This is a genomic window from Phaeobacter sp. PT47_59, from assembly GCF_028890025.1.
Taxonomy (GTDB): domain Bacteria; phylum Pseudomonadota; class Alphaproteobacteria; order Rhodobacterales; family Rhodobacteraceae; genus Phycobacter.
Genome location: NZ_JARCJL010000008.1, coordinates 65,422 through 86,864, shown reverse-complemented (window position 1 = coordinate 86,864; position 21,443 = coordinate 65,422). Strand labels below are relative to the sequence as shown.

21 protein-coding genes are annotated in these 21,443 nt (G+C 62.9%); 8 read left to right on the top strand and 13 right to left on the bottom strand.

The genetic code is table 11. The features are described from left to right. The first annotated feature begins 101 nt into the window (after positions 1 to 101). The gene (locus PXK01_RS09595; RefSeq protein ID WP_274859807.1) at positions 102 to 1,874 is read left to right on the top strand and encodes a carboxyl transferase domain-containing protein; all 1,773 of its coding nucleotides are present in this window, start codon (positions 102 to 104) and stop codon (positions 1,872 to 1,874) included. Positions 1,875 to 1,945: 71 nt separating this feature from the next. Here PXK01_RS09595 and PXK01_RS09590 read toward each other — a convergent pair whose 3' ends face one another. Continuing rightward, positions 1,946 to 2,722: a DUF1013 domain-containing protein gene (locus tag PXK01_RS09590; RefSeq protein ID WP_274859805.1), complete on the bottom strand. Its 777-nt coding sequence runs from the start codon at positions 2,720 to 2,722 to the stop codon at positions 1,946 to 1,948. A 153-nt stretch (positions 2,723 to 2,875) separates the two neighbouring features. On the opposite strand from PXK01_RS09590, the gene PXK01_RS09585 reads away from it, so the two are divergent. Continuing rightward, entirely contained in the window at positions 2,876 to 3,535 is a 660-nt protein-coding gene (locus tag PXK01_RS09585) for a ribonuclease T2 (protein ID WP_274859804.1), read from the top strand. A gap of 386 nt (positions 3,536 to 3,921) precedes the next feature. On the opposite strand, the gene PXK01_RS09580 is transcribed toward PXK01_RS09585, so the two are convergent. After that, on the bottom strand, positions 3,922 to 4,911 hold the full coding sequence (locus tag PXK01_RS09580; RefSeq protein WP_274859889.1) for an NAD(P)H-quinone oxidoreductase: 990 nt from the start codon (positions 4,909 to 4,911) through the stop codon (positions 3,922 to 3,924). A gap of 133 nt (positions 4,912 to 5,044) precedes the next feature. After that, positions 5,045 to 5,746, bottom strand: coding sequence for a COQ9 family protein (locus tag PXK01_RS09575; RefSeq protein ID WP_274859887.1), 702 nt, complete (start codon positions 5,744 to 5,746; stop codon positions 5,045 to 5,047). Between the two features lie 177 nt (positions 5,747 to 5,923). Here PXK01_RS09575 and rpsU point away from each other — a divergent pair, with 177 nt between their 5' ends. Beyond that, positions 5,924 to 6,130 carry a 30S ribosomal protein S21 gene (gene rpsU / locus PXK01_RS09570; RefSeq protein ID WP_005614280.1) on the top strand — a complete coding sequence of 69 codons (207 nt, stop codon included), beginning with the start codon at positions 5,924 to 5,926 and terminating at the stop codon, positions 6,128 to 6,130. Between the two features lie 467 nt (positions 6,131 to 6,597). Here the strand turns inward: rpsU and PXK01_RS09565 are convergent, their stop codons facing one another. Next, a complete protein-coding gene (locus PXK01_RS09565) occupies positions 6,598 to 7,764 on the bottom strand; it encodes a cytochrome P450 (RefSeq protein WP_274859803.1) in 1,167 nt (388 codons plus the stop codon). A gap of 84 nt (positions 7,765 to 7,848) precedes the next feature. Between PXK01_RS09565 and PXK01_RS09560 the strand changes: the two genes are divergently transcribed. Continuing rightward, a complete protein-coding gene (locus PXK01_RS09560; RefSeq protein WP_274847240.1) occupies positions 7,849 to 8,376 on the top strand; it encodes a MarR family winged helix-turn-helix transcriptional regulator in 528 nt (175 codons plus the stop codon). 115 nt (positions 8,377 to 8,491) lie between these two features. Here the strand turns inward: PXK01_RS09560 and ppk2 are convergent, their stop codons facing one another. The 3 genes from ppk2 to PXK01_RS09545 all read right to left on the bottom strand — a co-directional run bounded on the left by ppk2 (position 8,492) and on the right by PXK01_RS09545 (position 11,934). Then, the gene (gene ppk2 / locus PXK01_RS09555) at positions 8,492 to 9,409 is read right to left on the bottom strand and encodes a polyphosphate kinase 2 (protein WP_274847241.1); all 918 of its coding nucleotides are present in this window, start codon (positions 9,407 to 9,409) and stop codon (positions 8,492 to 8,494) included. Positions 9,410 to 9,628: 219 nt separating this feature from the next. Further along, positions 9,629 to 11,218 carry a GMC family oxidoreductase gene (locus PXK01_RS09550; protein WP_274859802.1) on the bottom strand — a complete coding sequence of 530 codons (1,590 nt, stop codon included), beginning with the start codon at positions 11,216 to 11,218 and terminating at the stop codon, positions 9,629 to 9,631. A 257-nt stretch (positions 11,219 to 11,475) separates the two neighbouring features. Then, a complete protein-coding gene (locus PXK01_RS09545) occupies positions 11,476 to 11,934 on the bottom strand; it encodes an Lrp/AsnC family transcriptional regulator (RefSeq protein WP_274847243.1) in 459 nt (152 codons plus the stop codon). A gap of 134 nt (positions 11,935 to 12,068) precedes the next feature. Here PXK01_RS09545 and ald point away from each other — a divergent pair, with 134 nt between their 5' ends. The 3 genes from ald (at position 12,069) to PXK01_RS09530 (ending at position 14,804) form a co-directional block, all read left to right on the top strand. Continuing rightward, complete coding sequence (ald, locus tag PXK01_RS09540) at positions 12,069 to 13,187, top strand: alanine dehydrogenase (protein WP_274859801.1); 1,119 nt, start codon at positions 12,069 to 12,071, stop codon at positions 13,185 to 13,187. Between the two features lie 244 nt (positions 13,188 to 13,431). Further along, on the top strand, positions 13,432 to 13,869 hold the full coding sequence (mscL, locus tag PXK01_RS09535) for a large conductance mechanosensitive channel protein MscL (protein WP_274859800.1): 438 nt from the start codon (positions 13,432 to 13,434) through the stop codon (positions 13,867 to 13,869). Positions 13,870 to 13,997: 128 nt separating this feature from the next. Then, complete coding sequence (locus tag PXK01_RS09530) at positions 13,998 to 14,804, top strand: mechanosensitive ion channel family protein (RefSeq protein WP_274859799.1); 807 nt, start codon at positions 13,998 to 14,000, stop codon at positions 14,802 to 14,804. Positions 14,805 to 14,991: 187 nt separating this feature from the next. Here PXK01_RS09530 and PXK01_RS09525 read toward each other — a convergent pair whose 3' ends face one another. The 4 genes from PXK01_RS09525 to PXK01_RS09515 form a co-directional block, all read right to left on the bottom strand. Next, positions 14,992 to 15,369: a GNAT family N-acetyltransferase gene (locus PXK01_RS09525; protein ID WP_342456181.1), complete on the bottom strand. Its 378-nt coding sequence runs from the start codon at positions 15,367 to 15,369 to the stop codon at positions 14,992 to 14,994. An 18-nt stretch (positions 15,370 to 15,387) separates the two neighbouring features. Then, positions 15,388 to 15,531, bottom strand: a complete 144-nt coding sequence (locus PXK01_RS21950; RefSeq protein ID WP_342456180.1) for a GNAT family N-acetyltransferase — start codon at positions 15,529 to 15,531, stop codon at positions 15,388 to 15,390. Next, complete coding sequence (locus PXK01_RS09520; protein ID WP_274859798.1) at positions 15,528 to 15,977, bottom strand: YtoQ family protein; 450 nt, start codon at positions 15,975 to 15,977, stop codon at positions 15,528 to 15,530. The genes PXK01_RS21950 and PXK01_RS09520 overlap by 4 nt, the downstream gene beginning before the upstream one ends. 81 nt (positions 15,978 to 16,058) lie before the next feature. Next, positions 16,059 to 16,694 (bottom strand): class I SAM-dependent DNA methyltransferase, encoded by a 636-nt coding sequence (locus PXK01_RS09515; protein WP_274847249.1) that lies wholly within the window; start codon positions 16,692 to 16,694, stop codon positions 16,059 to 16,061. A gap of 86 nt (positions 16,695 to 16,780) precedes the next feature. On the opposite strand from PXK01_RS09515, the gene PXK01_RS09510 reads away from it, so the two are divergent. Then, positions 16,781 to 17,671, top strand: a complete 891-nt coding sequence (locus PXK01_RS09510; protein ID WP_274859797.1) for a LysR family transcriptional regulator — start codon at positions 16,781 to 16,783, stop codon at positions 17,669 to 17,671. Positions 17,672 to 17,724: 53 nt separating this feature from the next. On the opposite strand, the gene pheT is transcribed toward PXK01_RS09510, so the two are convergent. Further along, entirely contained in the window at positions 17,725 to 20,121 is a 2,397-nt protein-coding gene (gene pheT, locus PXK01_RS09505) for a phenylalanine--tRNA ligase subunit beta (RefSeq protein WP_274859796.1), read from the bottom strand. Between the two features lie 180 nt (positions 20,122 to 20,301). Next, positions 20,302 to 21,375, bottom strand: a complete 1,074-nt coding sequence (pheS, locus tag PXK01_RS09500) for a phenylalanine--tRNA ligase subunit alpha (protein ID WP_274859795.1) — start codon at positions 21,373 to 21,375, stop codon at positions 20,302 to 20,304. Positions 21,376 to 21,443: the final 68 nt, after the last annotated feature.

The window sequence follows — 21,443 nt, the reverse complement described above, 5'->3', positions numbered from 1 at the left end:
CTCTGTCCCCGCACGCAGATGTTGTGACCCAACGGCGAAATTGACAGCAGCCCCGGCCCGGCGATTGACTGCGGACAGGCATCGAATAGGGAGGATCACCGGTGACGATCATCAGGGCAGAGAGCGCCGCGATTGTGGCTGAGGTGCATGTCACGACCGGCCAGGAGGTGCCCGCCGATACGGTCCTGCTGGCCACCGAACTGATGAAGATGCGGCACGAGATCCGCGCGCCTCATGGCGGCATTGTCCGCACTGTGCACATCAAGGTCGGGGACGAGCTGCAAGGCGGCGCAGCTCTGGTCACGCTGGAACCCGCCGAGGTCGCGGGCCAAACCGCCGCCACCAAGGCGGAAGACCGCCCGGATATGGCGGACTACAAGGCGCGGATGGCGCTGTTGCAGGATGAGGCGCGCCGCGATGCCGTTGCAAAGCGCCATGCGCAGGGCGCGCGCACCGCGCGTGAAAACATCGACGACCTGTTCGATGCGGGCAGCTTCACCGAATACGGTGCTCTGGCGGTGGCGGCCCAGCGCGGCAGTCGCGATCTGGAGGATCTACAGGCCCGCACGCAAGGCGATGGGATCATCTGTGGCATCGGCACGGTTGCCGGGCGCCGGGTGGCGGCGATGGCGGTCGACTATATGGTTCTGGCGGGCACCCAGGGTTTCAATCACCACCGCAAGATGGACCGGTTGATCGAGGTCGCGGGCCGCGATCAGCTGCCGATCGTGCTCTTTGCCGAAGGCGGCGGCGGGCGGCCCAATGATGGCGATGCAGCCCTGATCATGGCCGGCTGGCTCAACGTCACTTCCTTTCGCCACTTCGCCGCCTACAAGGGCCCAAAGATCGGCATCGTTGCGGGCTATTGCTTTGCCGGGAATGCCGCCCTGTTCGGGGTCTGCGATCTGCGCATCGCGACCCGGAACAGCTGGATCGGCATGGGCGGCCCGGCGATGATCGAAGGCGGCGGCCTGGGCACGGTCGCCCCCAAGGACATCGGCCCCAGCGCCACGCAGGTGGAGACCGGGCTGATCGACATCCTGGCCGAGGACGAGGCCGAAGCGGTTGAAGCGGCCAAACAACTATTGGGACTTTCACAGGACAAGCCCCAGCCGAAAGAAGGCGACCGCCCGGAACTGCGCAAGCTGATCCCGGTGGACCGGACGCGCGCCTATGACATGCGCGACGCGATCAACGGTATCGTGGACGAGGACAGTTTCCAGGAACTGCGCCGCGGCTTTGGCATCGGCATGATCACCGGGTTCGCCCGCCTGTCTGGCCGCGCTATCGGCATTGTTGCCAACAACCCGCTGCACCTGGGCGGTGCCATCGATGCGGCGGCCGGGGACAAGGGCGCAAGGTTCCTGCAGCTATGCGATGCCTGGGGCCTGCCGATGGTGACCTTCTGTGACACCCCCGGTTTCATGGTCGGACCCGAGGTCGAGAAAACAGGCCAGGTCGCTCATGTTTCTCGGCTGTTCCTGGCGGGGGCGCACTTCAGCCAGCCACTGGTGACACTGATCCTGCGCAAGGCCTATGGGCTTGGCGCCATGGCCATGGCCGGAGGCGGTCTGGATCGCCCGCATTTCTGCTGTGCCTGGCCCACCGGCGAGGTCGGTGCCATGGGGCTGGAAGGGGCGGTGAAACTTGGTCACCGCGATCACCTGGCAGCCATCAGCGACCCGCAGGAACGCGAGGCAGAATACCAGCGGCTGGTCGACGCGCTCTACGAGCGGGGCAAGGCGCTGAATGCCGCCAGCCTGTTGGAGTTCGACGCGGTGATTGATCCGGCGGAGACACGAGAGGTCCTGCACCGGGCGCTGGCCAGCGCCGGGCCTGCATCGCCCGGCCCCCGCTATGCGGATGCCTGGTAGCGACGCGCAAAAAGAAAGAGCCACGCCGCATTGGCGTGGCTCCAACAATTCACGAGCGCACAGGTGTGGGATCAGAAACGGGGGTCGATCCCGTTGCCTTCATCCTCATCGTCGTCATCACCGCCCGCGGGCAGGTTGAAGAAGCTGTCCGCATCACGGATCGGCTCGTCATCCTTGCGTTCGTCGTCGGAGCTACCGCCCAGGGTAAAGGTCTCAAGCCCTTCGATTGCGCTCGGGATCTTGGGTTCAGCATCCATCTCCAGCGATTGCTCGGTCGAGACCAGTTTGCGGCGCTCGTCGTCGCTCATCACGCCGCCCTCGGCAGCCTTCTTGGCGGCGGCCTTCTGCACGGCTGCGTCCAGTTCGGACTGCTTGCACAGGCCCAGCGCCACCGGATCGATCGGCTGCATGTTGGCGATGTTCCAGTGGGTGCGCTCGCGGATTGACTGGATGGTCGGCTTGGTGGTGCCTACCAGCTTGGCGATCTGGCCATCGGACAGTTCCGGGTGGAACTTCACCAGCCACAGGATCGAGTTCGGACGGTCCTGGCGCTTGGACAGCGGGGTGTAACGCGGGCCACGGCGCTTTTCCTCGCCGGCGGCTGCCGGGTTGAACTTGAGCTTCAGCTTGTGCAGCGGATTGGCTTCGGCCTTGTCGATCTCGTCCTGGGTCAGCTGGTTGTTCGCGACCGGGTCAAAGCCCTTCACACCGGCAGCCACATCGCCATCGGCAATGCCCTGGATCTCCAGCTCGTGCATGCCGACGAAATCGGCGATCTGCTTGAAGCTGATCGTGGTATTGTCCACCAGCCACACGGCGGTCGCCTTGGTCATCAACGGTTTTGCCATGCGCGTATCTCCTTAAAACACGTTTGCCCCACGAACACCCACGTACATCTTTCCCGTCGCCTGAAATAGGCTGCCCCGAGGTCTGGGGCGGGTTTCCGTTGTCGGGGAACTTCAGTCCTATATAGTCGCCTTGTTTTCATAAGGAAAGAGGCGATGCGCAGGTTCTTGCTGGCAATTGCAACCGTGGTTTCAGGGTTGGTTTCGATCCCCGGACACGCCGAAAGCGACCGGGACAGGGAGATTTCGGGAGAGTTCGACTACTATGTCCTGAGCCTCAGCTGGTCGCCCAACTGGTGTGCGATCGAAGGCGATGCCAAGGGATCGGATCAATGCGACGACCGCCACGATCACGGCTGGACCCTGCATGGGCTGTGGCCGCAGTACCACCGGGGCTGGCCGGATTTCTGCCGCACGGTTGAGGCACCCCCCAGCCGCCGCCAGACCGCCGAGATGGCCGATATCATGGGCAGCCCGGGGCTGGCTTGGCATCAATGGAAGAAACACGGCAGTTGCTCGGGCCTGTCGCCGGCACAGTATTTCGCCCTCTCGCGAGAGGCTTACGCGCAGGTCACCCGCCCGGCGATCTTTCGCAAACTGGACAAGACCGTGAAACTGCCCGCCTCGCTGGTGGAAGAGGCCTTCCTGAAGGAAAATCCGCAGCTGAGCCGCGACAGTCTCACCATCACCTGCCGCGATGGCCACATCCAGGAGGCCCGCATCTGCCTGTCGCGCAGCCTTGATCCGGTGCCCTGCGGCCGCGATGTGATCCGCGACTGCACCTTGAAGGATGCGCTCTTTGCGCCGGTTCGATAGACTACTGTCCGCCCCATTGGCTTGGCTGCTCATTTTGAACGTAGGTCTGCCGTGGCTAGGGTCAGCGATGATTGCGACAGCGTTCCAACACGGCAGCCAGCGCCAGGTCTTGTACTGGCTCGCCGTAATACTCCTGTTCACATTCAACCAAATCGCAGCTCGCAAATGGCGAGCATTTCGTTGGGCATTTTGGAGCGTATCTGCGCTCAACCTGTTTGCCATCCTATTCGGCGGGCTGGCATTTTCCACTATCGCACACCAAATCCCCTCGGTAGTGCGGTTCATGCTGAGCCAGTGATAAGAAAAAAGGTGCAAAACACCCAGGACGTACCGCCTTCTGCACGACCTGCGCAGACCGAACCGCACAGGCCAAGTGTAAATGAGCGTTAGCCCTCGGCAACCTTAAGGACGATCTTGCCGATATGGCCTGAGCTTTCCATCCGGGCATGGGCCTCTGCGGCCTCTTCCAGCGGATAGGTGCTGTCCATCACAGGCTTCATCCGGCCTGCCTCCACCAGCGGCCAGACCGCCTCGGCCAGATCCTGCGCGATGCGCGCCTTGGCAAGATCGCTTTGCGGGCGCAGGGTCGATCCGGTCACCGTCAGGCGGCGGGCCATGATCTGGGCAAAGTTCAGCTCGGCCTTGGGACCGGACAGAAACGCGATATGCACCAGGCGGCCATCATCGGCCAGCGCCCGGATGTTACGGGGGATATAGTCGCCCCCGACCATATCCAGGATCAGGTCGGCACCGCCCTCGGCCCGCAGCACCTTCACGAAATCCTCGTCGCGGTAGTTGATCGCGCGCTCTGCGCCAAGATCGAGACAGGCCTGGCATTTCTCATCGGATCCGGCGGTGGTGAAGACCCGCGCGCCCAGCGCCGAGGCCAGCTGGATCGCGGTCGTGCCGATACCGGAGGAGCCACCATGCACCAGGAACCGCTCTCCCGCCTTGAGCCCCCCGCGGGTGAAAACATTGGACCAGACGGTGAAACAGGTTTCCGGCAGGCAGGCCGCGCGTTTCATCGACAGCCCCTTGGGGATCGGCAGGCAATGGGCCGCCGGGGTCACCACATATTCGGCATAGCCGCCACCGGGCAGAAGGCCGCAAACCTTGTCGCCCACGGCGTATTCCGTGACGCCCGCGCCGATGGCCACCACTTCGCCCGACGCCTCAAGCCCCGGCAGATCGCTGGCGCCGGCAGGCGGATCATAGGCCCCGGCGCGTTGCAGCGCATCGGGGCGGTTGACCCCGGCATAGGCCACCTTGAGCAGCACTTGCCCGTGACCCGGCGTGGGAACCGGCCGTTGGGTGAGGGCCAGAACCTCTGGCCCTCCCGGCTGTGAGATCTCGATCGCGCGCATTGTTTCGGGCAAACCATCGGTCATGCAAAGGTCCTTTCCCTGCCGTAGTATCCTTGATGCCCGTGATAGCACCGGCACGGGCACACACAAACCCTGCTGACGCCCTGTTCCAATCTTCGTTGCGTCCCGGCGCGGGCACAGGCCGTTATCGGCGGCCCTGACGCCCGGGCATGTCCTCGGCCTCTCTCGGCTTGCGGATCTGTCCCGCCAGCCAGGCGGGCCCCGCCAGCAGCGGCTTCAAAAGCGGGTTCTTCTGCACATCCGCCTTCAGTTTCTCGAATTGCATCACATTGTCGATGCGCCGGTCCAGAAACTCCCAGGTCGCCTGGTGACCGGGCGTCTCGTCGCCCAGCCAGAACAGCACGGTGGACGAATAGACGCCAGAGAGGGTCGCGCGCTTGCTGTACCAGTTGATATCCTCGGAGGTATCGCCAAGGGCCGTCCAGATCGCATCCACCGTGCCCCAGATCGCCTTGGCCCCATCGGCGGCATGGCTGGGCAGCGCAAAAAGAGTCACCCCCCGGCGTACCGCTTCCTTGTCCTCGACCGCCTCCAGGCGGAATCGGACGGCGGCGGCAATCTTGTCGCGAAACCGAAGGCCCGTCAGATCCTCTGTCGCCAGCCGCTCCAACATTACCTGATCCCCGCGCCGGTGATAGGCCAGCGCCAGATCCACGGCCCCGCGTGGGCACAAGGCCCGCGCCAGGGTCGGATCAATACCGGTGTCTGCCACGGCTGCGGCAAATGTCGCCTCGGTCCAGCCATCAAAGGCCACATGCATGAGTGCCGCATCCAATAGCGCATCCATGTTCAGCGCCTCTGTGCCTTCCGTCCTGTCGGATGTCATGCCGGTTGCCTGCTCTGTCATGCTGCTTCTCCGTAACGATTGAATGCAGGGGCTGCGCACCTCTGCCGGGCCAGAATGAGCCATCCAGCCCAGTACTAGACATGTTAGATCGGTTTTGCTATACGGCCACCTCCTGCAAATCCTTGCAACTCAACTTAGAAAGGTGGTGAAAACCACATGCAGGTTAGTGTTCGTGACAACAATGTCGATCAGGCGCTTCGTGCCCTGAAGAAAAAGCTGCAGCGCGAAGGTGTGTTCCGCGAGATGAAGCTCAAGCAACATTTCGAGAAACCCTCCGAGAAGAAAGCGCGCGAGAAGGCTGAAGCGATTCGTCGTGCCCGTAAACTGGCGCGTAAGAAAGCACAGCGCGAAGGTCTCCTCTAAGATCTTCCTCCGGTTTTTTCTGGATGCTTTTGACGACCCCCGCGGCCCTGCCCGGGGGTTTGTCGTTTCTAGAGCCTACAATTTACGACTCCATAACGATATTCACTAGGCAATCACTAAACTTATGCGTGTATAGTGCGCGGCAAGTTGCTATAGTCGGCTCAAGGGCCACTGAAACCTCGGATCGTCTTGGCTCATGGTCCTTTTGCCGAAGCTGGAACAATCGGCATATCCCCGGAGGTGGTACCGCCCTCCCCCAAACTGGCGTCGGCCTTGCTTCCTGCACCCAAGGCCCGTGACCCCTCCGGGGAAATCAACACAGATGGCCTTGGCGCCGAATGGTATCGGAGCCTATCGGTCTTCAGGTATTGCCCCTGCAGATTCTCCTCTGCATCTCTGCCCCGCTTGCACCGCACAGATGAGACCCAAACCGTCATCAAATGTCATAGTCTGCGATCACCCGGCCCCTAGTTCACCAGCCCCCATTTCACCGGCACCTCCAGCGGCCCGCGGAACGCCCAGCCGCCAAAACGGGCCGGACCCTCCAACGACAGGTCTGGCATTCGCTCAAACAACATCGGCAGCGCCGCTTCGGCGATCAAGGCCCGAGAGATCCAGGCCCCCGCGCAGAAATGCGGGCCTGCGCCAAATGAAATAGCCGCGCTGATGTCCTGATGCAGGTCATAGCGATCCGGCCGGGCAAATACCCGCTCATCCCGATTGCCGGAGCCGAACATCAGGAAGACGCGGTCCTCTGGCTGCAGCGCCACACCATTGAGCCCATAGGGCTGTGCCACCCGGCGCGGCGACATGCCGATAGGTGACATCCAGCGCGCGTATTCCTCGAAGGCCTGCATCCATGTGGCTCGTCCGGACCTCACATCCTGCAGCTGCTCGGGATGTTGCAGCAAGGCCCAGACCGTTCCGGCGATCGCATCGCGCGGCTCGTTCTGCCCGCCAGAGATCGCCAGCTTGATATTGGCCCTGATCAGGCTTTCCGGCAGCCCCGCCTTCTGCTGCACCCGCAGAAGGGAAAACGCACCGGCACCGGATCCCGCCTCCCACATGGTGCTGATATGGTCGTCGATCAGGCGGGTGCTGTCGTGGCAGCGCGCCTCCACCGCCGCATCGCCCGCGTAATTTGCACAGCCATCGATCATGCCCTGGCTGACCGCGTCCATCTCGTCGGCGCGCATCCGGGTCAGCCCGGTCACTGCCTTCAGCGCCTCGGCCGAAACCGGCATGGCAAAGTCGCGCACCAGATCGCAGCGCCCCCGTGGCGCCAGATCCTGCAGCACCTGCGTGGTTGCCGCGCGAAACTGCGCCAGCCAGTGCTGTTTCACCGTCTTGGGCGACACCGCCGGAAAGATCGCCTTGCGCTCGGCCATATGGTCCGCGCCGTCTTTGCGCATCATGTTCTGCCCCATCAACCGGGTCATCAGCCCCTCCGGCTGATCCGAAGAGAAGACATCAGTGCGCTTTTCCTCCCGGAAGATGTCATCACGCCGGGAGATCAACACCGCGTCAAGCTGCGGCACATAGGCCACGGGCGCCTCTACCCGCAGACGGGCCAGGTCGGGATATGGGTCCTCCCAAAACGCCTGTAGATCGATTTCATAGACCGGTCGTGCCATTGCTGCCCTCCCCCGCTGACCTCTGCGAAAGAAGACTGCGCGGCACCTGTTGTCTTGTCAACTCATCTGACATAGCCTGCGGGCATGAGTGATCTGACCGACGAGATGTTCCTGTCGCTGCCCGACGGCAGCAAGGATAGCCCCGCAGCCCCGACGCTGGACTATGATCGCAGCCCGGTCGTTACCGTGACATTCGCGGGCAACCGGCTGACCCGCAATGCCACCCGCGCCTACCAGCAGGAATTCGGCATCGGGGTGATGGATTGGCGCATGCTGGTGATGCTGACCCGCGATCCCGGCTGCTCGGTCGGCCATGCCGCGCGCGTGACGGGCATCGACAAGGCCGCCGTCAGCCGGGCGCTTCACCGCATGTCACAGGCTGGGCTGGCACGAGCCGAGGTTCTGGGCGGCGATGAACGCCGCAAGTCCTGGTTTCTGACAGAGGCTGGTCATGCGCTCCATGCCCGCATATTGCCGCGCGCGCTGGAACGGCAACGCGACCTGCTGAAAGGGTTTTCCACCGAGGATCTCAAAGCCTTCACCGGCTACCTGCAGCGGTTCCTTGAGAACATGGCGGACGAAGACACCCCTCCCCCGGATGAAAATAGCTGACATCGGCGAAACGCGCCCGCCGCGCGCCCGCGCGGCGCCGGGCCCAACGGAGGCGACACAGCCCATGGGCTGTGCCAGATCGGGCGGGAGCCGCCCCCTGCCGCGTCCCAGCCGTTCAGTAGATCTTTGGCACGTATAGCTCGTCCGGCAGGAACCGGCGCTCATAGTCGGGATTATACTCCCGATCCGGCAGGGTCACCTTCTCCTGGGGCACATCCTCATAGGGGACCTTGGTCAAGAGGTGCTCGATACAGTTGAGCCGCTCGCGCTTCTTGTCGTTGCCCTCGACGATATACCAGGGCGCCTCGGGGATATTGGTGCGTTCCAGCATATCCTCCTTGGCCTTGGTGTACTGTTCCCAGCGGATGCGGCTTTCCAGGTCCATGGGCGACAGTTTCCACTGTTTCATCGGATCGTGGATGCGCATCATGAATCGCAGCTGCTGCTCTTCGTCGGTGATCGAGAACCAGTATTTCAGCAGGATGATCCCCGACCGCACCAGCATACGCTCGAATTCCGGAACGTCCTGGAAGAATTGTTCGACCTGATCGTCGCTGGCAAAGCCCATGACCCGCTCCACCCCGGCGCGGTTGTACCAGGAGCGGTCAAACAGCACGATTTCACCGGCCGCGGGCAGGTGCGGCACGTAACGCTGGAAATACCACTGGCTTTGTTCACGCCGCGACGGAGCCGGCAGCGCCACGACGCGGGCCACCCGCGGGTTCAGGCGCTGAGTGATCCGCTTGATCACGCCCCCCTTGCCGGCACTGTCACGCCCCTCGAACAGGATGCAGACCTTGGCGCCGCTGTGCTGCACCCAGTCCTGCAGCTTGATCAGCTCTGCCTGCAGGCGCAGCAGGTTGCGGAAATAGACTTTGCGGTCCAGCATCTCGGGGTGTTGCGACCGGTAGATCTTGCGCAGCTCCATCGACAGCATGGGCTCGGCAAATTCGATCTCGAAATCCTCGTCCAGCGTGTCCTGAAGCTCGGCATCCAGCCAATCGAATGAATCAGGGGTGGTATCGCTGGTCACGGTGGAGCTCCTTCACTCAAAATATCTCTGTTCTGGCCGCTTTAGAGCAGGGATGTGATTGTTTGATGTCAGATCTGCATCTGTTGCCGGACCGCAGGGATTTTGCCCCCACGCGGTCACGGCCCTCTCTACAAGTGGCAAATCGCCTGACCAGGAGGGAATCGAAAATCAGGACCGCCTGCAAGGGCAAAACAGCCCTTCGGCGGCCATATGCCTGTCTCAGCCACGCGCCGCTGCCAAAATCATGTCGGATGCCTTTTCCGCGATCATGATCGTCGGCGCATTGGTGTTGCCGCTGGTGATCACCGGCATGACGCTGGCATCCACGACACGCAGGCCAGCGATGCCACGTAGACGCAGCTCGGGATCCAGAGGCGCGCTCTCCTCCGCCCCCATATGCACCGTGCAGGTGGGGTGGAAGATCGTCGTGCCGATATCCCCCGCCGCACGCACCAGATCCTGTTCATCGTCGGACACAAGGCCCGGCTTCATCTCTTCCGGCGCGTATCCCTGCATCGGCGCCTGCGCCATGATCGCCCGTGCCTGACGGATCGCGGCTACGGCCACCTGCCGGTCTCCTTCGGTCGACAGGTAGTTCGGCTGAATGCTCGGCGCCGCCAATGGGTCGGCAGAGGTGATCTCCACCCGCCCCCGACTTTCGGGGCGCAGGTTGCAGACGCTGGCCGTCAGCCCCGGAAAATCATGCAGGGGCTGACCAAAGGCCTCCAGCGTCAGGGGCTGCACGTGGTATTCCAGATCCGGGGTCTCCAGATCGGGCCGCGAGCGGGAAAAGGCGCCCAGCTGGCTTGGCGCCATGGACATCGGGCCAGACCGTTTCAGCGCATATTCAAGGCCGATCTTCGCCTTGCCGACCAGGGAATTGGCCAGCGTATTGAGAGTATGGGCCCCGCTCAGGCGCCAGGCACAGCGCAGTTGCAGGTGATCCTGCAGATTGGCGCCGACCTGCGGCATATCCCGCAGCACCTCGATCCCATGCGCCTGCAACAGCGCGCCGGGACCCAGGCCCGACAGTTGCAGGATCTGCGGGCTGTTGACAGCGCCTGCCGACAGGATGACCTCACCGCGGGCACGGGCAGTGCGGATCTCTTCCCCTTTTTGATACTCGACCCCGACGGCGCGCCCCTCCTCGATCAGGATGCGGCGGGTATGCGCCTGAGTTTCGACCTTCAGCCCCTGCCCGGTCGCCGTGCGCAGGAAGGCCTTGGCCGTATTCATCCGCCAGCCAGAGCGCTGATTGACCCGGAAATAGCCGACGCCCTCGTTATTGCCAGTGTTGAAATCCGTAACCTTGGGCAGCCCCCAGACCGAGGCCGCCTCCATCCAGTCATCCAGCACGTCCCAGTGCAGACGCTGGTTCTCGACGCGCCATTCGCCACCTGCCCCGTGCAGATCAGAGGGGCCTTCGACATAGTCCTCGGACTTCTTGAAATAGGGCAGAACATCGTCCCAGCCCCAGCCTGCAAGGCCGCGCTGCCGCCAACCGTCATAATCGGCGGCTTGCCCACGCAGGTACAGCATTCCGTTGATCGAGGAACAGCCCCCCAGGACCTTGCCCCGCGGATAGACCAAGGCGCGCCCATTCAAGCCCGGATCGGCCTCGGTGCGATACATCCAGTCGGTGCGCGGGTTGTTGATGCAGTAGAGATAGCCCATCGGGATATGGACCCAATGGTAATTGTCACGTCCCCCGGCCTCCAACAGCAGTACGCGCTGCCCGCCCTCGCTGAGCCGCTTGGCCAGGACACAGCCCGCACTCCCGGCGCCCACGATGATGTAATCAAATTCCATGGCCCAGCCCCCGTCGTTCAATATCCCTTCTCTTGAAGCAGATACGACTCGGAATTGTAAGACAAATAAAAGTCTGCCGCACCCGACCAGATCACCAAGCCCTCCCGCGCCCGCAGATGCGCCGACTGCGTCGCCACCTCTTGGCGGCCTTGGGCGTGGCAGCGCGCAGCGCGCGCTGCCACGCCCAACGGGAGGTGGTCTTTTCAATAAAGGCCGCCGACGGGCGGGAGTACCACCGGGCAAGCGCGAACAGCGATTCAGACAGGCAGAGCCGTGGTCTTGAACACCGTGCGCAGGGCAAAGCTGGATTGCATCTGGGCAACGCCGGGCAATCGCGTCAGATGCTGGCGATGAATGCGCGCGAAGTCATCGGTGTTCTCTGCCACCACCTTCAGAATGTAATCCGCCGTTCCCGCCATCAGGTGACATTCCAGAACATCCGGGATCCGCGCGACGGCCTTTTCAAAAGCGTCCAGCAGTTCATCCGCCTGCCCCTGCAGGGTGATCTCCACAAAGACCGTGGTCGGCACGCTCAGCTTGCGCGCATCCAGCAAGGCAACATAATCCTTGATGTAGCCCTCTGCCTCCAGCCTCTGCACCCGGCGATGGCAAGCGGAGGCCGACAGGTTCACCCGCTCGCTGAGGTCCGCGTTCGAGATCCGGCCCTGCCGTTGCAAGACCTGCAGAATACGACGATCCGTCGAATCAAGTGACATATTTGCGAAGCCCTTTGCGTTTGCTGTGCTATTAGTCGAATATTCTTCGAACTGCATCTTTTTATTCTGCCCAAAAAAGAAGCACATTGTCCCGGTATCGACATAGGCTCTTTCTGCATCAGGGAGGAAACAGCATGAAAATCGGATGCCCGACTGAAATCAAACCCCAGGAATTTCGCGTCGGCATGACACCCGATGCCGCCCATGAAGCCATTGCCCACGGTCACGAGGTGCTGATCCAAACCGGCGCCGGTGCGGGCGCGGGCTTTAGCGACGAAGACTACGCCGCCGCCGGAGCACAGCTGGTCGATACGGCCGAAGAGATTTTCGCCACCGCCGAGATGATCGTGAAGGTCAAGGAACCCCAGGCGGGTGAGCGCAAAATGCTGCGCGAGGGCCAGCTTCTGTTCACCTACCTGCACCTTGCTCCCGACCCGGAGCAGACCCGCGATCTTCTGGCTTCGGGCTGCACCGCAATCGCCTATGAAACCGTCACCGACAGCCGCGGCGGCCTGCCGCTCCTGGCCCCCATGTCCGAGGTTGCGGGCCGTCTTGCGCCGCAGGTCGGCGCCTGGACCCTGCAAAAGGCCAACGGCGGGCGCGGCGTTCTGATGGGCGGCGTTCCCGGTGTTGCTCCCGCCAAGGTCGTCGTGATCGGTGGCGGCGTGGTTGGCACCCATGCAGCCCGCATTGCGGCAGGCATGGGCGGCGACGTCACGGTTCTGGACCGCTCCCTGCATCGCCTGAAATACCTGGATGACGTTTTCGGCAGCACCTTCCGCACCCAGTATTCGACAGCCGCCGCCACCGCAGAACTGGTGCGCGAGGCCGACATGGTCGTTGGCGCGGTTCTGGTGCCGGGTGCTGCGGCGCCCAAGCTGGTCTCGCGGGCGCAGCTCAGCGAAATGAAACCCGGCGCGGCGCTGGTTGATGTGGCGATCGACCAGGGGGGATGTTTTGAAACCTCCAAAGCCACCACCCATGCCGATCCGATCTACGAGGTCGATGGCGTCATGCATTACTGCGTCGCCAATATGCCCGGCGCCGTCGCCCGCACTTCGACCCAGGCCCTAGGCAATGCCACGCTCCCCTTCCTGCTGGCGCTTGCCGACAAGGGCTGGAAACAGGCCTGCCAGGATGACCCGCATCTTCTGGATGGGTTGAACGTCCACGCGGGCCAGTTGACCTACTATGCCGTCGGCAAGGCGCTGGGGATCGATGTCGTCTCTCCCGCTCTGGCGCTGAGGTCCTGATCTCCGCGACCCCGCCAACCCGCCATGATTTGCGCCGCCTCCCTCCCCTTGGGGCGGCGCTTTTCATTTCGGGTCCAGGCCCCAATCCGCCACATGCCCATTCGGCGTTGCGTCAGGGAGTACAGAATTCCCCCTGACTTTTATGAAAATCAAATACAAGACGCGACATCTCGGAGTAGAATACAACTCCAGACCTCAATGAAATATCTTCATGGGGCAACGCGCGAAACAAGGGGCATTCGACATGCTGAAAGAATTCAAGGACTTCATTGCCAAGGGCAATGTCATGGACATGGCCGTCGGGATCATCGTTGGCGCCGCCTTCACCGCCATCGTCAAGAGCATGGTCGGGGATCTGATCAACCCGATCATCGGCCTGTTCCTGGGCGGTGTCGATTTTACCAACAGCTATCTTGTCCTTTCGGGCGAGGTGCCAGCCGGTGCCAGCCTTGAGGCCGCCCGGGAGGCTGGCGCAGCCGTCTTTGCCCATGGCGCCTTCATCATGGCCGTCATCAACTTCCTGATCATCGCTTTCGTCGTCTTCATGCTGGTGCGCTTTGTGAACAAGGCGAAAGAGGCTGCAATCCGGGCAGAGGAAGCCGCGCCTGCGGAAGAGGCCCCCGCCGGTCCGAGCGAGCTGGATGTTCTTCTTGAAATCCGCGACGCACTGAAGAAACAGTAACCGCAGGTCCGGGATCGGCTCCCGATGCCGGACAACATTTTTGCCCATGGGCCGTCAGCCTCCTGCTGGCCGCCCATGGCATAGGCACGGCTCCCTTGGCCCTGCCCTACACAGAAAGACAATGTGACATGGAAGACTTGATCGAACAGGCGGGTGCCTATTGGCCATTGGTGATCAGCTCGGCAAAGGCGCTGGTTGTTCTGGTGCTTGGCTGGATCGCCACCGGCATGATCAGCACCGCTGTGCGAAGCCGCATCAACAAGACGCCTCAGATCGATCCCACCTTGGGGAATTTCGTGGCCAGCATCGTCCGTTGGGCGCTGCTCGCGGTGGTTCTGGTCGCCGTTCTGGGGATCTTCGGCATCGAGGCGACCAGCCTTGTCGCCATGCTGGGTGCGGCGACCCTCGCCATCGGCCTCGCCCTGCAGGGCACGCTCAGCGATCTGGCGGCAGGCTTCATGCTGATCCTGTTTCGCCCCTACAAGCTTGGCCAGTTTGTCGATATCGGCGGCACCTCGGGCACGGTGAAGGATCTGAACCTCTTCGTGACCGAACTGGCGACGGCGGACAACGTGCAGATCATCATCCCGAACGGCAAAGCCTGGGGGTCGATCATCACCAACTATTCGGCGCATGACACCCGCCGCGTGGATCTGGTGTTTGGGATCGACTACAGCGACAGTGCGGACAAGGCCATGGGGATCATCCTGCAACAGGCGGCAGCCGATGCACGCGTGATGACAGATCCCGAACCTTGGGTGCGGGTCACCAATCTTGGCGACAGTTCGGTGGACCTGACAGCACGGATCTGGTGCAAAGCGTCAGATTACTGGGAGCTGAAATTCGCCATGACTCAAGCGGTAAAGGAAGCCTTTGACGCCGAAGGCATCTCCATCCCCTATCCCCACAGCGTCGAGATCAAGAAGGACGAGTAGCGCTCCCGCCCGTCTTCGGGGCTGATACCCCTCATCCCGTTGGGCCCAGCGCCCCGCCATTGGCGGGGCGCTGTCGCATTCCACTGCATCCTTGTGGACATGGCAACCGTTCAGAAATAGCACATCCGCGCCGCGCGCCAGCGCGGCGCCCGGCCCAACGCTGCAACCTGTCGCCAAAGGCGCAGGTTCAGGGGCAGGAGCACTCCGTGACCCGGCTCATCACAAGCGTCTGCTTTCCCTGATAGATGGCAGCCTTTTCCCGCACCCTGTAACCCAATTTCAAGGCCACCTTCTGCGACACGGCATGCGCCGGATCAAACAGGCAGACAGTTTCATCCCAATCCTTGGCTGCATCGGCCCAGTCATGCATTGCGGTCACCGCCTCGCCCGCGATGCCGCGGCCATGGGCATGAGTCGCAAGAACCCAGCCCGCCTCGGGGATCCCCGCAAGCGGCGGGTCCATTTCACGTTTGAAATCGGAAAACCCAACTTCGCCGAGAAAATCGCCGGTCGAACGCTCTGTTACCGCCCAATACCCATAGCCCATGGCCTGCCAATGACCCATGTTGCGCAGAAGACGCGACTAGGAGGCCTCGGGCGTGGACTGCACGCCACTGATGTGCCTGACCACCACCGGATCTGCCCAGAGCGCGGCAACATCGGGGAAATCCTCCACCCGGTGCGGGCGCAGGATCAGCCGCTCGGTCTCGAGGACCACATCGCTCACGCGGGCAGCTTGCCCGTCAGCACATAGGTCAGGATTTCAACCACCTGGCGCGGCTCCTCGGCCACGGCCAGGGCTGCGGCATGAACCTCTTTCAGGGCGTGTTGATGCTCTGGCAGGCTCAGCACCACGATGGATTTCCCCAAGGCCGCCGCATAGCCGGCATCAAAGGCTGCATTCCACTGCCGGTATTTCTCGCCAAAGCGCACGACCACCAGATCGGCATCCTCGATCCCCTTGCGGGTGCGGATCGCATTGACCATGGCCCCCTTGTGATCGTGCCAGTATTTGTTCTCTTCCGCGCCCAGGATCGCCACGCCGCAGTCGTCGCTGGCCGCGTGATCGGTGACCGGGCTGTTGAAGGCCACATCCAGATCCGCCGCTCCGGCCACAATCTGTTCGCGCCAATCGGTGTGGATTTCCCCTGAGAGATAGACCTTGAGTGTCATTGCGTCCTCCGTTCGCTGGTTTCCCTTGCTTAGACCGGATCGCGGCCATGGGCCAGAGCAGCCATTTGCCCCCGCTTCGGATCACCTGCGACGGGCCACCAGAAACCGGCTCGGAGGATCGGCGGGGTAGTTGCCCGTCTCGATAATCTCAAAACCCGCAGCCTCGACCCGCGCCTGCCACTCCGCAATCGACAGGAAGCGCACCACCTTTGGCGCCTTTCCAATCAGCTGCATCACCGGGATCATGCCCCGCATCATCAGGCGCTGGAAGCCGCTCTTGCTGTCCTTGAGGCAGGGCGTCTTGGAGATGAACAGCCCGCCGGGACGGATGCTGTCATGAATGCGGGCAAGCGCCCCATCCAGACCGCCGACCAGATGAAACAGGTTGAAGGCCATGACAACGTCATACGGTCCCGCGGGCGCCCCGGCGATATCACAGACGCTAACGCGCAGGTTGCTGGCGCCCGCCTGCTCTTTCTTCTGCCGCGCGATGGCGATCATCGAAGGCGCCAGATCCGTGGCCGTGTAGCAGGACACCGCATCGCGCAGATGCAGCGCCGTCGTGCCGGTACCGCAGCCCAGTTCAAGAACCCTCTGATCAGGTCGCAGATAGCTGCGCACCCGTTCCAGGGTGTAGTCATAGGCCGCCTGGTCCCCGACCGGCCTGCGTGCGTATCTGTCCGCGATCCCGTCCCAGAACTGTGCTGATGACTGCATGATACCTGTCTCCTTTGCCGATAAGATAGGAGCGCCGCTTGCATACGGGAATTGCCCAATTACGTAGGCAATATATACATAAATGCATGACACGCTCACCCGACAGCTTTGACTGGAACCATATCCGTGCCTTTCTGGCCACCGCAGAAGAGGGCTCGCTCTCGGCCGCGGCCCGCCGTTTGCGTCTCACGCAGCCGACACTCAGCCGTCAGGTTGCCGCATTGGAGCAGGACCTGGGACTGATGCTGTTTGAACGTATCGGGAAGTCCCTGCAGCTGACCCAAGCCGGGGTCGAGTTGCTGGAACATACCCGCCCCATGGGGTTTGCAGCTGACAGGATTGCCCTGGCGGCCATCGGCCAGTCGCAATCCATCACGGGCACGGTGCGGATCACCGCCAGCGATCTCTATTCTGCCCATGTCATGCCGCAGGTGCTGCGCCGTCTCTCAGAAATGGCGCCGGAGCTGACGGTGGAGATCATCGCCGCCAACGACATCCGCGATCTGATGCGGCGTGAGGCGGATATCGCCATTCGCCATGTCCGCCCGCAGCAACCCGAGCTGATCACCCGACTGCTGCGGGAAGACACCGCGCATTTCTATGCCGCTCCGCGCTATCTCGATCATGCGGGTGAACCGGCGCACCTCAATGATCTGGGCAACCACGATTTTGTCAGCTTCGGCAGCGCCCGGGACATGATCGATCATCTCGTCCCGCTGGGGATCACGCTGACCGAGCGCAACTTCCGCTACGGATCGCAAAGCGGCCTGGTGGCCTGGGAGTTGGTGAAACAGGGGTTCGGGATTGCGCCGATGGCCGACCGGGTCGGGGGGAAGACGCCCGAGGTCACGCGTCTCTTCCCTGAGATGGCACCGATCCGATTTCCGGTCTGGCTCACCACCCACCGAGAGCTGCACAGCAGCCGCAAGATCCGGCTGGTCTTCGATCTCCTGGCAGAGGTGTTTTCCGCAAAATGAAACCGCGCCCCGAAGGGGACGCCGTTGAATTGCATCATAGGGTAGCTTTGGCCTCAGCCGCGCAGGCTGCCGCCAGTGGCCTTGGTCACCTTGGCAATGATCTTCTCGCTCACCGCCTCGATGTCCTTTTCCTTCAGCGTCTTGTCCACGGGCTGCAGGCGCACTGTGATGGCCAGGGATTTCTTGCCCTCGCCAAGGCTGCCGCCGATGAATTCGTCAAAGACGCGCACATCCTCGATCAGGGCCTTGTCGGCACCGGCCGCGGCATTGACCAGGGTCAGCGCCTCGACGCCTTCATCCACCACAAAGGCAAAGTCACGCTCGACCGCCTGCAGGTCGCTGATCGCCAATGCCGCGCGGGTGGCCCCCGCATTGCGCGGCAGCGGCACCTCGTCGGGCCAGATGGTGAAGCCCACCGCCGGACCCTTGACGCCCATTTCGCTCAGCACCTTGGGATGCATCTCGCCAAAGACGCCCAGCACCTTTTTCGGCCCCAGGCAGATCTTGCCGTGGCGGCCCGGATGCCACCAGCCCTGCGCGCCGCGCAGGATCTGAACCTTGGCCGGGGCACCGATGGCGGCCAGAACGGCCTCGATATCGGCCTTGGCATCGAATGTGTCCACGGGACGCGAGGCGCCATGCACATCCTTGGCACCGGTGCGTCCGACCAAGAGACCAGAGATCAGGTTGTGCTGCTCCCCCGGCTCCCCGCCATGAAAGGCCGGGCCGACTTCGAACAGAGCCAGGTCCATATAGCCGCGCGCCTGGTTGCGGGCGGCGGCCTGCAACAATCCCGGCAGCAGGGCGGGACGCATATGGGACATCTCGGAGGAGATCGGATTGGCCAGCATGGTTGCATCGTCACCGCCACCGAACAGCGTGGCCGAGGCCTTGTCGATGAAGGTGTAGCTGACGATTTCATTGTAGCCGAGGCTGGCCGCGGTGCGCCGGGCCATCTGCTGGCGGCGCTGCTGCGGGGTCATAACCGGTTTCGGAATGCCCGGCGTCAGACGCTTGAGCGGCTTGCCTTCCAGTTTCGTCAGCGAGGCGATACGGGCGACCTCTTCCACCAGATCGGCCTCGCCCTGAACATCGGGGCGCCAGCTGGGCACATGAGCCATGTTGCCCTCAAGCCGGAAGCCAAGGCGGGTCAGGGTCTGGCGCTGATCGCTTTCGGGGATATCCATGCCGACCAGCGACTGCACCCGGCTTGCGTCCAGCTTGTAGGCGCGCGAATGATCCGGCACGTCGCCTGCGATCACCACTTCGGACGGCTCACCGCCGCAGAGGTCGAGGATCATCTGGGTGGCGCGATGCAGCCCTTCCAGCGTGAATTCCGGATCGACACCGCGTTCGAACCGATAACGCGCATCCGAATTGATCTTGAGCGCGCGGCCGGTGGTCGCGATCTGCACGTGATCCCAGAAGGCGCTTTCGAGGAAGACATCGACGGTCTCCTCGGTGCAGCCGGTTTCCTCGCCGCCCATGATGCCGGCGATGCTTTCGGGGCCATTGGCGTCGGAAATCACCATCTGGCCCGCGCCAAGGGTGTATTCCTTCTCATCCAGCGCCAGCAGGGTCTCGCCGCCCTTGGCCCGATGAACCCGCAGGTCGCCCGTCACCTTGGCCGCGTCAAAGACGTGCAGCGGGCGGTTCTGGTCGAAGGTGAAGAAGTTGGTGATATCCACCAGCGCCGAAATCGGGCGCAAGCCGATGGCGGTCAGCCGATCCTGCAGCCACTGCGGGCTGGGGCCATTCTTGACGCCCTTGATCAGGCGGCCGGTGAACAGCGGGCAGCCATCCAGCGTGTCCGCGTCGATGGTGACCTTGATCGGGCTTTCGAAATCGCCGGGGATCGCCTCGTATTCGTGGGTTTTCAGCGTGCCCAGACCACGGGCCGCCAGATCGCGGGCAATGCCGTAGACGCCCAGCGCATCGGGGCGGTTCGGGGTGATGGCAATCTCGATCATCGGATCGACCTTGGAGGGGTCGTTTTCCGCCAGCCAGTCGATCAGCCGGTCGCCCACCTCGCCCGAAGGCAGTTCCACGATGCCGTCGTGATCCTCGCCCAGCTCCAGCTCGCGCCACGAGGCCATCATGCCGTGGCTTTCGACGCCGCGGATCTTGCCCACCGACAGGGTGATATCAAGGCCGGGCACATAGTCGCCGGGTTTGCACAGAACCACGGTGATGCCTTCGCGCGCATTGGGGGCGCCGCAGACGATCTGCTTTTCGCCCTCGTTGGTCATCACGCGGCAGACACGCAGGCGGTCGGCATCGGGGTGCTGCTCGGCGCCCACGACCTTGGCCAGGGTAAAGCCTTTCAGCGCATCGGCCGGGTTCACGATCTCTTCGACCTCGAGGCCGAGATCGGTGAGGGTTTCGGCGATCTCCGCGACAGAGGCATTGGTGTCGAGGTGGTCTTTCAGCCAGGAGAGGGTGAATTTCATGTCTCAGCGCCCTTTTGGCAGATGAATTCGGTTCAAACAGGCAATGGCAAAGATTGCCCTTTGTTTCAAGGCTGGGACACTCCGCAAAGGGCAGCGCCCGAGCCTGGGTGGTTGCGAAGCGCCCTCCCGGGGAGAGGGTCGGGCGCTGCCCGGCCTAACGGCCAGGCGGATCGTCAACTTCTAGCGGCTGAGGCCGCCATGCAGGGCCGGCACGTCAAGGCAGCTGAAGCCATAGTGGCGCAGCCAGCGCAGGTCGCTGTCAAAGAAGGCGCGCAGGTCGGGGATGCCGTATTTCAGCATCGCCAGACGGTCGATCCCGATGCCGAAGGCAAAGCCCTGGTATACGTCGGGGTCGATCCCGCCGGCAGCGATCACCTTGGGGTGCACCATGCCGGAGCCGAGGATCTCCATCCAGTCGTCGCCCTCGCCGATCTTCAGCTGGCCATTGTCCCAGGAACAGCGGATATCCACCTCGGCCGAAGGTTCGGTGAAGGGGAAGTGGGAGGCGCGGAAGCGCAGCTCCACGTCGTCCACCTCGAAGAAGGATTTGACGAATTCCTCCAGCACCCACTTGAGGTTCGCCATCGAGATGTCTTTGTCCAGCGCCAGGCCTTCGACCTGGTGGAACATCGGCGTGTGGGTCTGGTCGTAGTCGGCACGGTAAACACCACCGGGACAGATCACCCGCAGCGGCGCGCCCATCTTTTCCATCGACTGGATCTGCACGGGGCTGGTGTGGGTGCGAAGCACATGCGGCGGGCGATTATCGCCTTCCGCGCGGTGCATATAGAAGGTGTCCATCTCGGCGCGGGCCGGGTGGTGGCCGGGAATGTTCAGCGCGTCGAAGTTGTACCAGTCGGTCTCGATGCGCGATCCTTCGGCGACGGAAAAGCCGAGTTCGGCAAAGATCGCGGTCAGCTCTTCGCTGGCCTGGCTGATCGGATGCAGGCTGCCCTGGCGCTGGGGCCGGGTCGGCAGGGTCACATCCAGCCACTCGGTGCGCAGGCGCTCATCCAGCGCGGCATCGGCGAGTGCCGCCTTCTTCGCGGCAAGGGCCGAGTTAATTTCATCCTTCAGCGCATTGAGCGCCGGACCCACGGTCTGGCGTTCCTCGGGCGTCATCTTGCCCAATTCGCGCATCTTCAGGGCCACCTCGCCCTTCTTGCCGACGGCGGCGAGGCGGATCGCCTCCAGCGCGTCCTCGTCCTGGGCATCGGCAATCTGCCCCAGATATTTTGCCTTAAGATCGTCCATGACGGTCCCCTGAATTTTGCTTGCCTTCTGCTACCACACGCGCCGCCAAACGCAAGGGCGGCTGAGCC

Coding starts and splice junctions, on each gene's coding strand:
- PXK01_RS09590 (WP_274859805.1), bottom strand. CDS start 2,722: ATGGCAAAACCGTTGATGACCAAGGCGACCGCCGTGTGGCTGGTGGAC.
- PXK01_RS09585 (WP_274859804.1), top strand. CDS start 2,876: ATGCGCAGGTTCTTGCTGGCAATTGCAACCGTGGTTTCAGGGTTGGTT.
- PXK01_RS09575 (WP_274859887.1), bottom strand. CDS start 5,746: ATGACATCCGACAGGACGGAAGGCACAGAGGCGCTGAACATGGATGCG.
- rpsU (WP_005614280.1), top strand. CDS start 5,924: ATGCAGGTTAGTGTTCGTGACAACAATGTCGATCAGGCGCTTCGTGCC.
- PXK01_RS09565 (WP_274859803.1), bottom strand. CDS start 7,764: ATGGCACGACCGGTCTATGAAATCGATCTACAGGCGTTTTGGGAGGAC.
- PXK01_RS09560 (WP_274847240.1), top strand. CDS start 7,849: ATGAGTGATCTGACCGACGAGATGTTCCTGTCGCTGCCCGACGGCAGC.
- PXK01_RS09550 (WP_274859802.1), bottom strand. CDS start 11,218: ATGGAATTTGATTACATCATCGTGGGCGCCGGGAGTGCGGGCTGTGTC.
- PXK01_RS09545 (WP_274847243.1), bottom strand. CDS start 11,934: ATGTCACTTGATTCGACGGATCGTCGTATTCTGCAGGTCTTGCAACGG.
- ald (WP_274859801.1), top strand. CDS start 12,069: ATGAAAATCGGATGCCCGACTGAAATCAAACCCCAGGAATTTCGCGTC.
- mscL (WP_274859800.1), top strand. CDS start 13,432: ATGCTGAAAGAATTCAAGGACTTCATTGCCAAGGGCAATGTCATGGAC.
- PXK01_RS09530 (WP_274859799.1), top strand. CDS start 13,998: ATGGAAGACTTGATCGAACAGGCGGGTGCCTATTGGCCATTGGTGATC.
- PXK01_RS09525 (WP_342456181.1), bottom strand. CDS start 15,369: ATGGGTCATTGGCAGGCCATGGGCTATGGGTATTGGGCGGTAACAGAG.
- PXK01_RS09520 (WP_274859798.1), bottom strand. CDS start 15,977: ATGACACTCAAGGTCTATCTCTCAGGGGAAATCCACACCGATTGGCGC.
- PXK01_RS09515 (WP_274847249.1), bottom strand. CDS start 16,694: ATGCAGTCATCAGCACAGTTCTGGGACGGGATCGCGGACAGATACGCA.
- PXK01_RS09510 (WP_274859797.1), top strand. CDS start 16,781: ATGACACGCTCACCCGACAGCTTTGACTGGAACCATATCCGTGCCTTT.
- pheT (WP_274859796.1), bottom strand. CDS start 20,121: ATGAAATTCACCCTCTCCTGGCTGAAAGACCACCTCGACACCAATGCC.
- pheS (WP_274859795.1), bottom strand. CDS start 21,375: ATGGACGATCTTAAGGCAAAATATCTGGGGCAGATTGCCGATGCCCAG.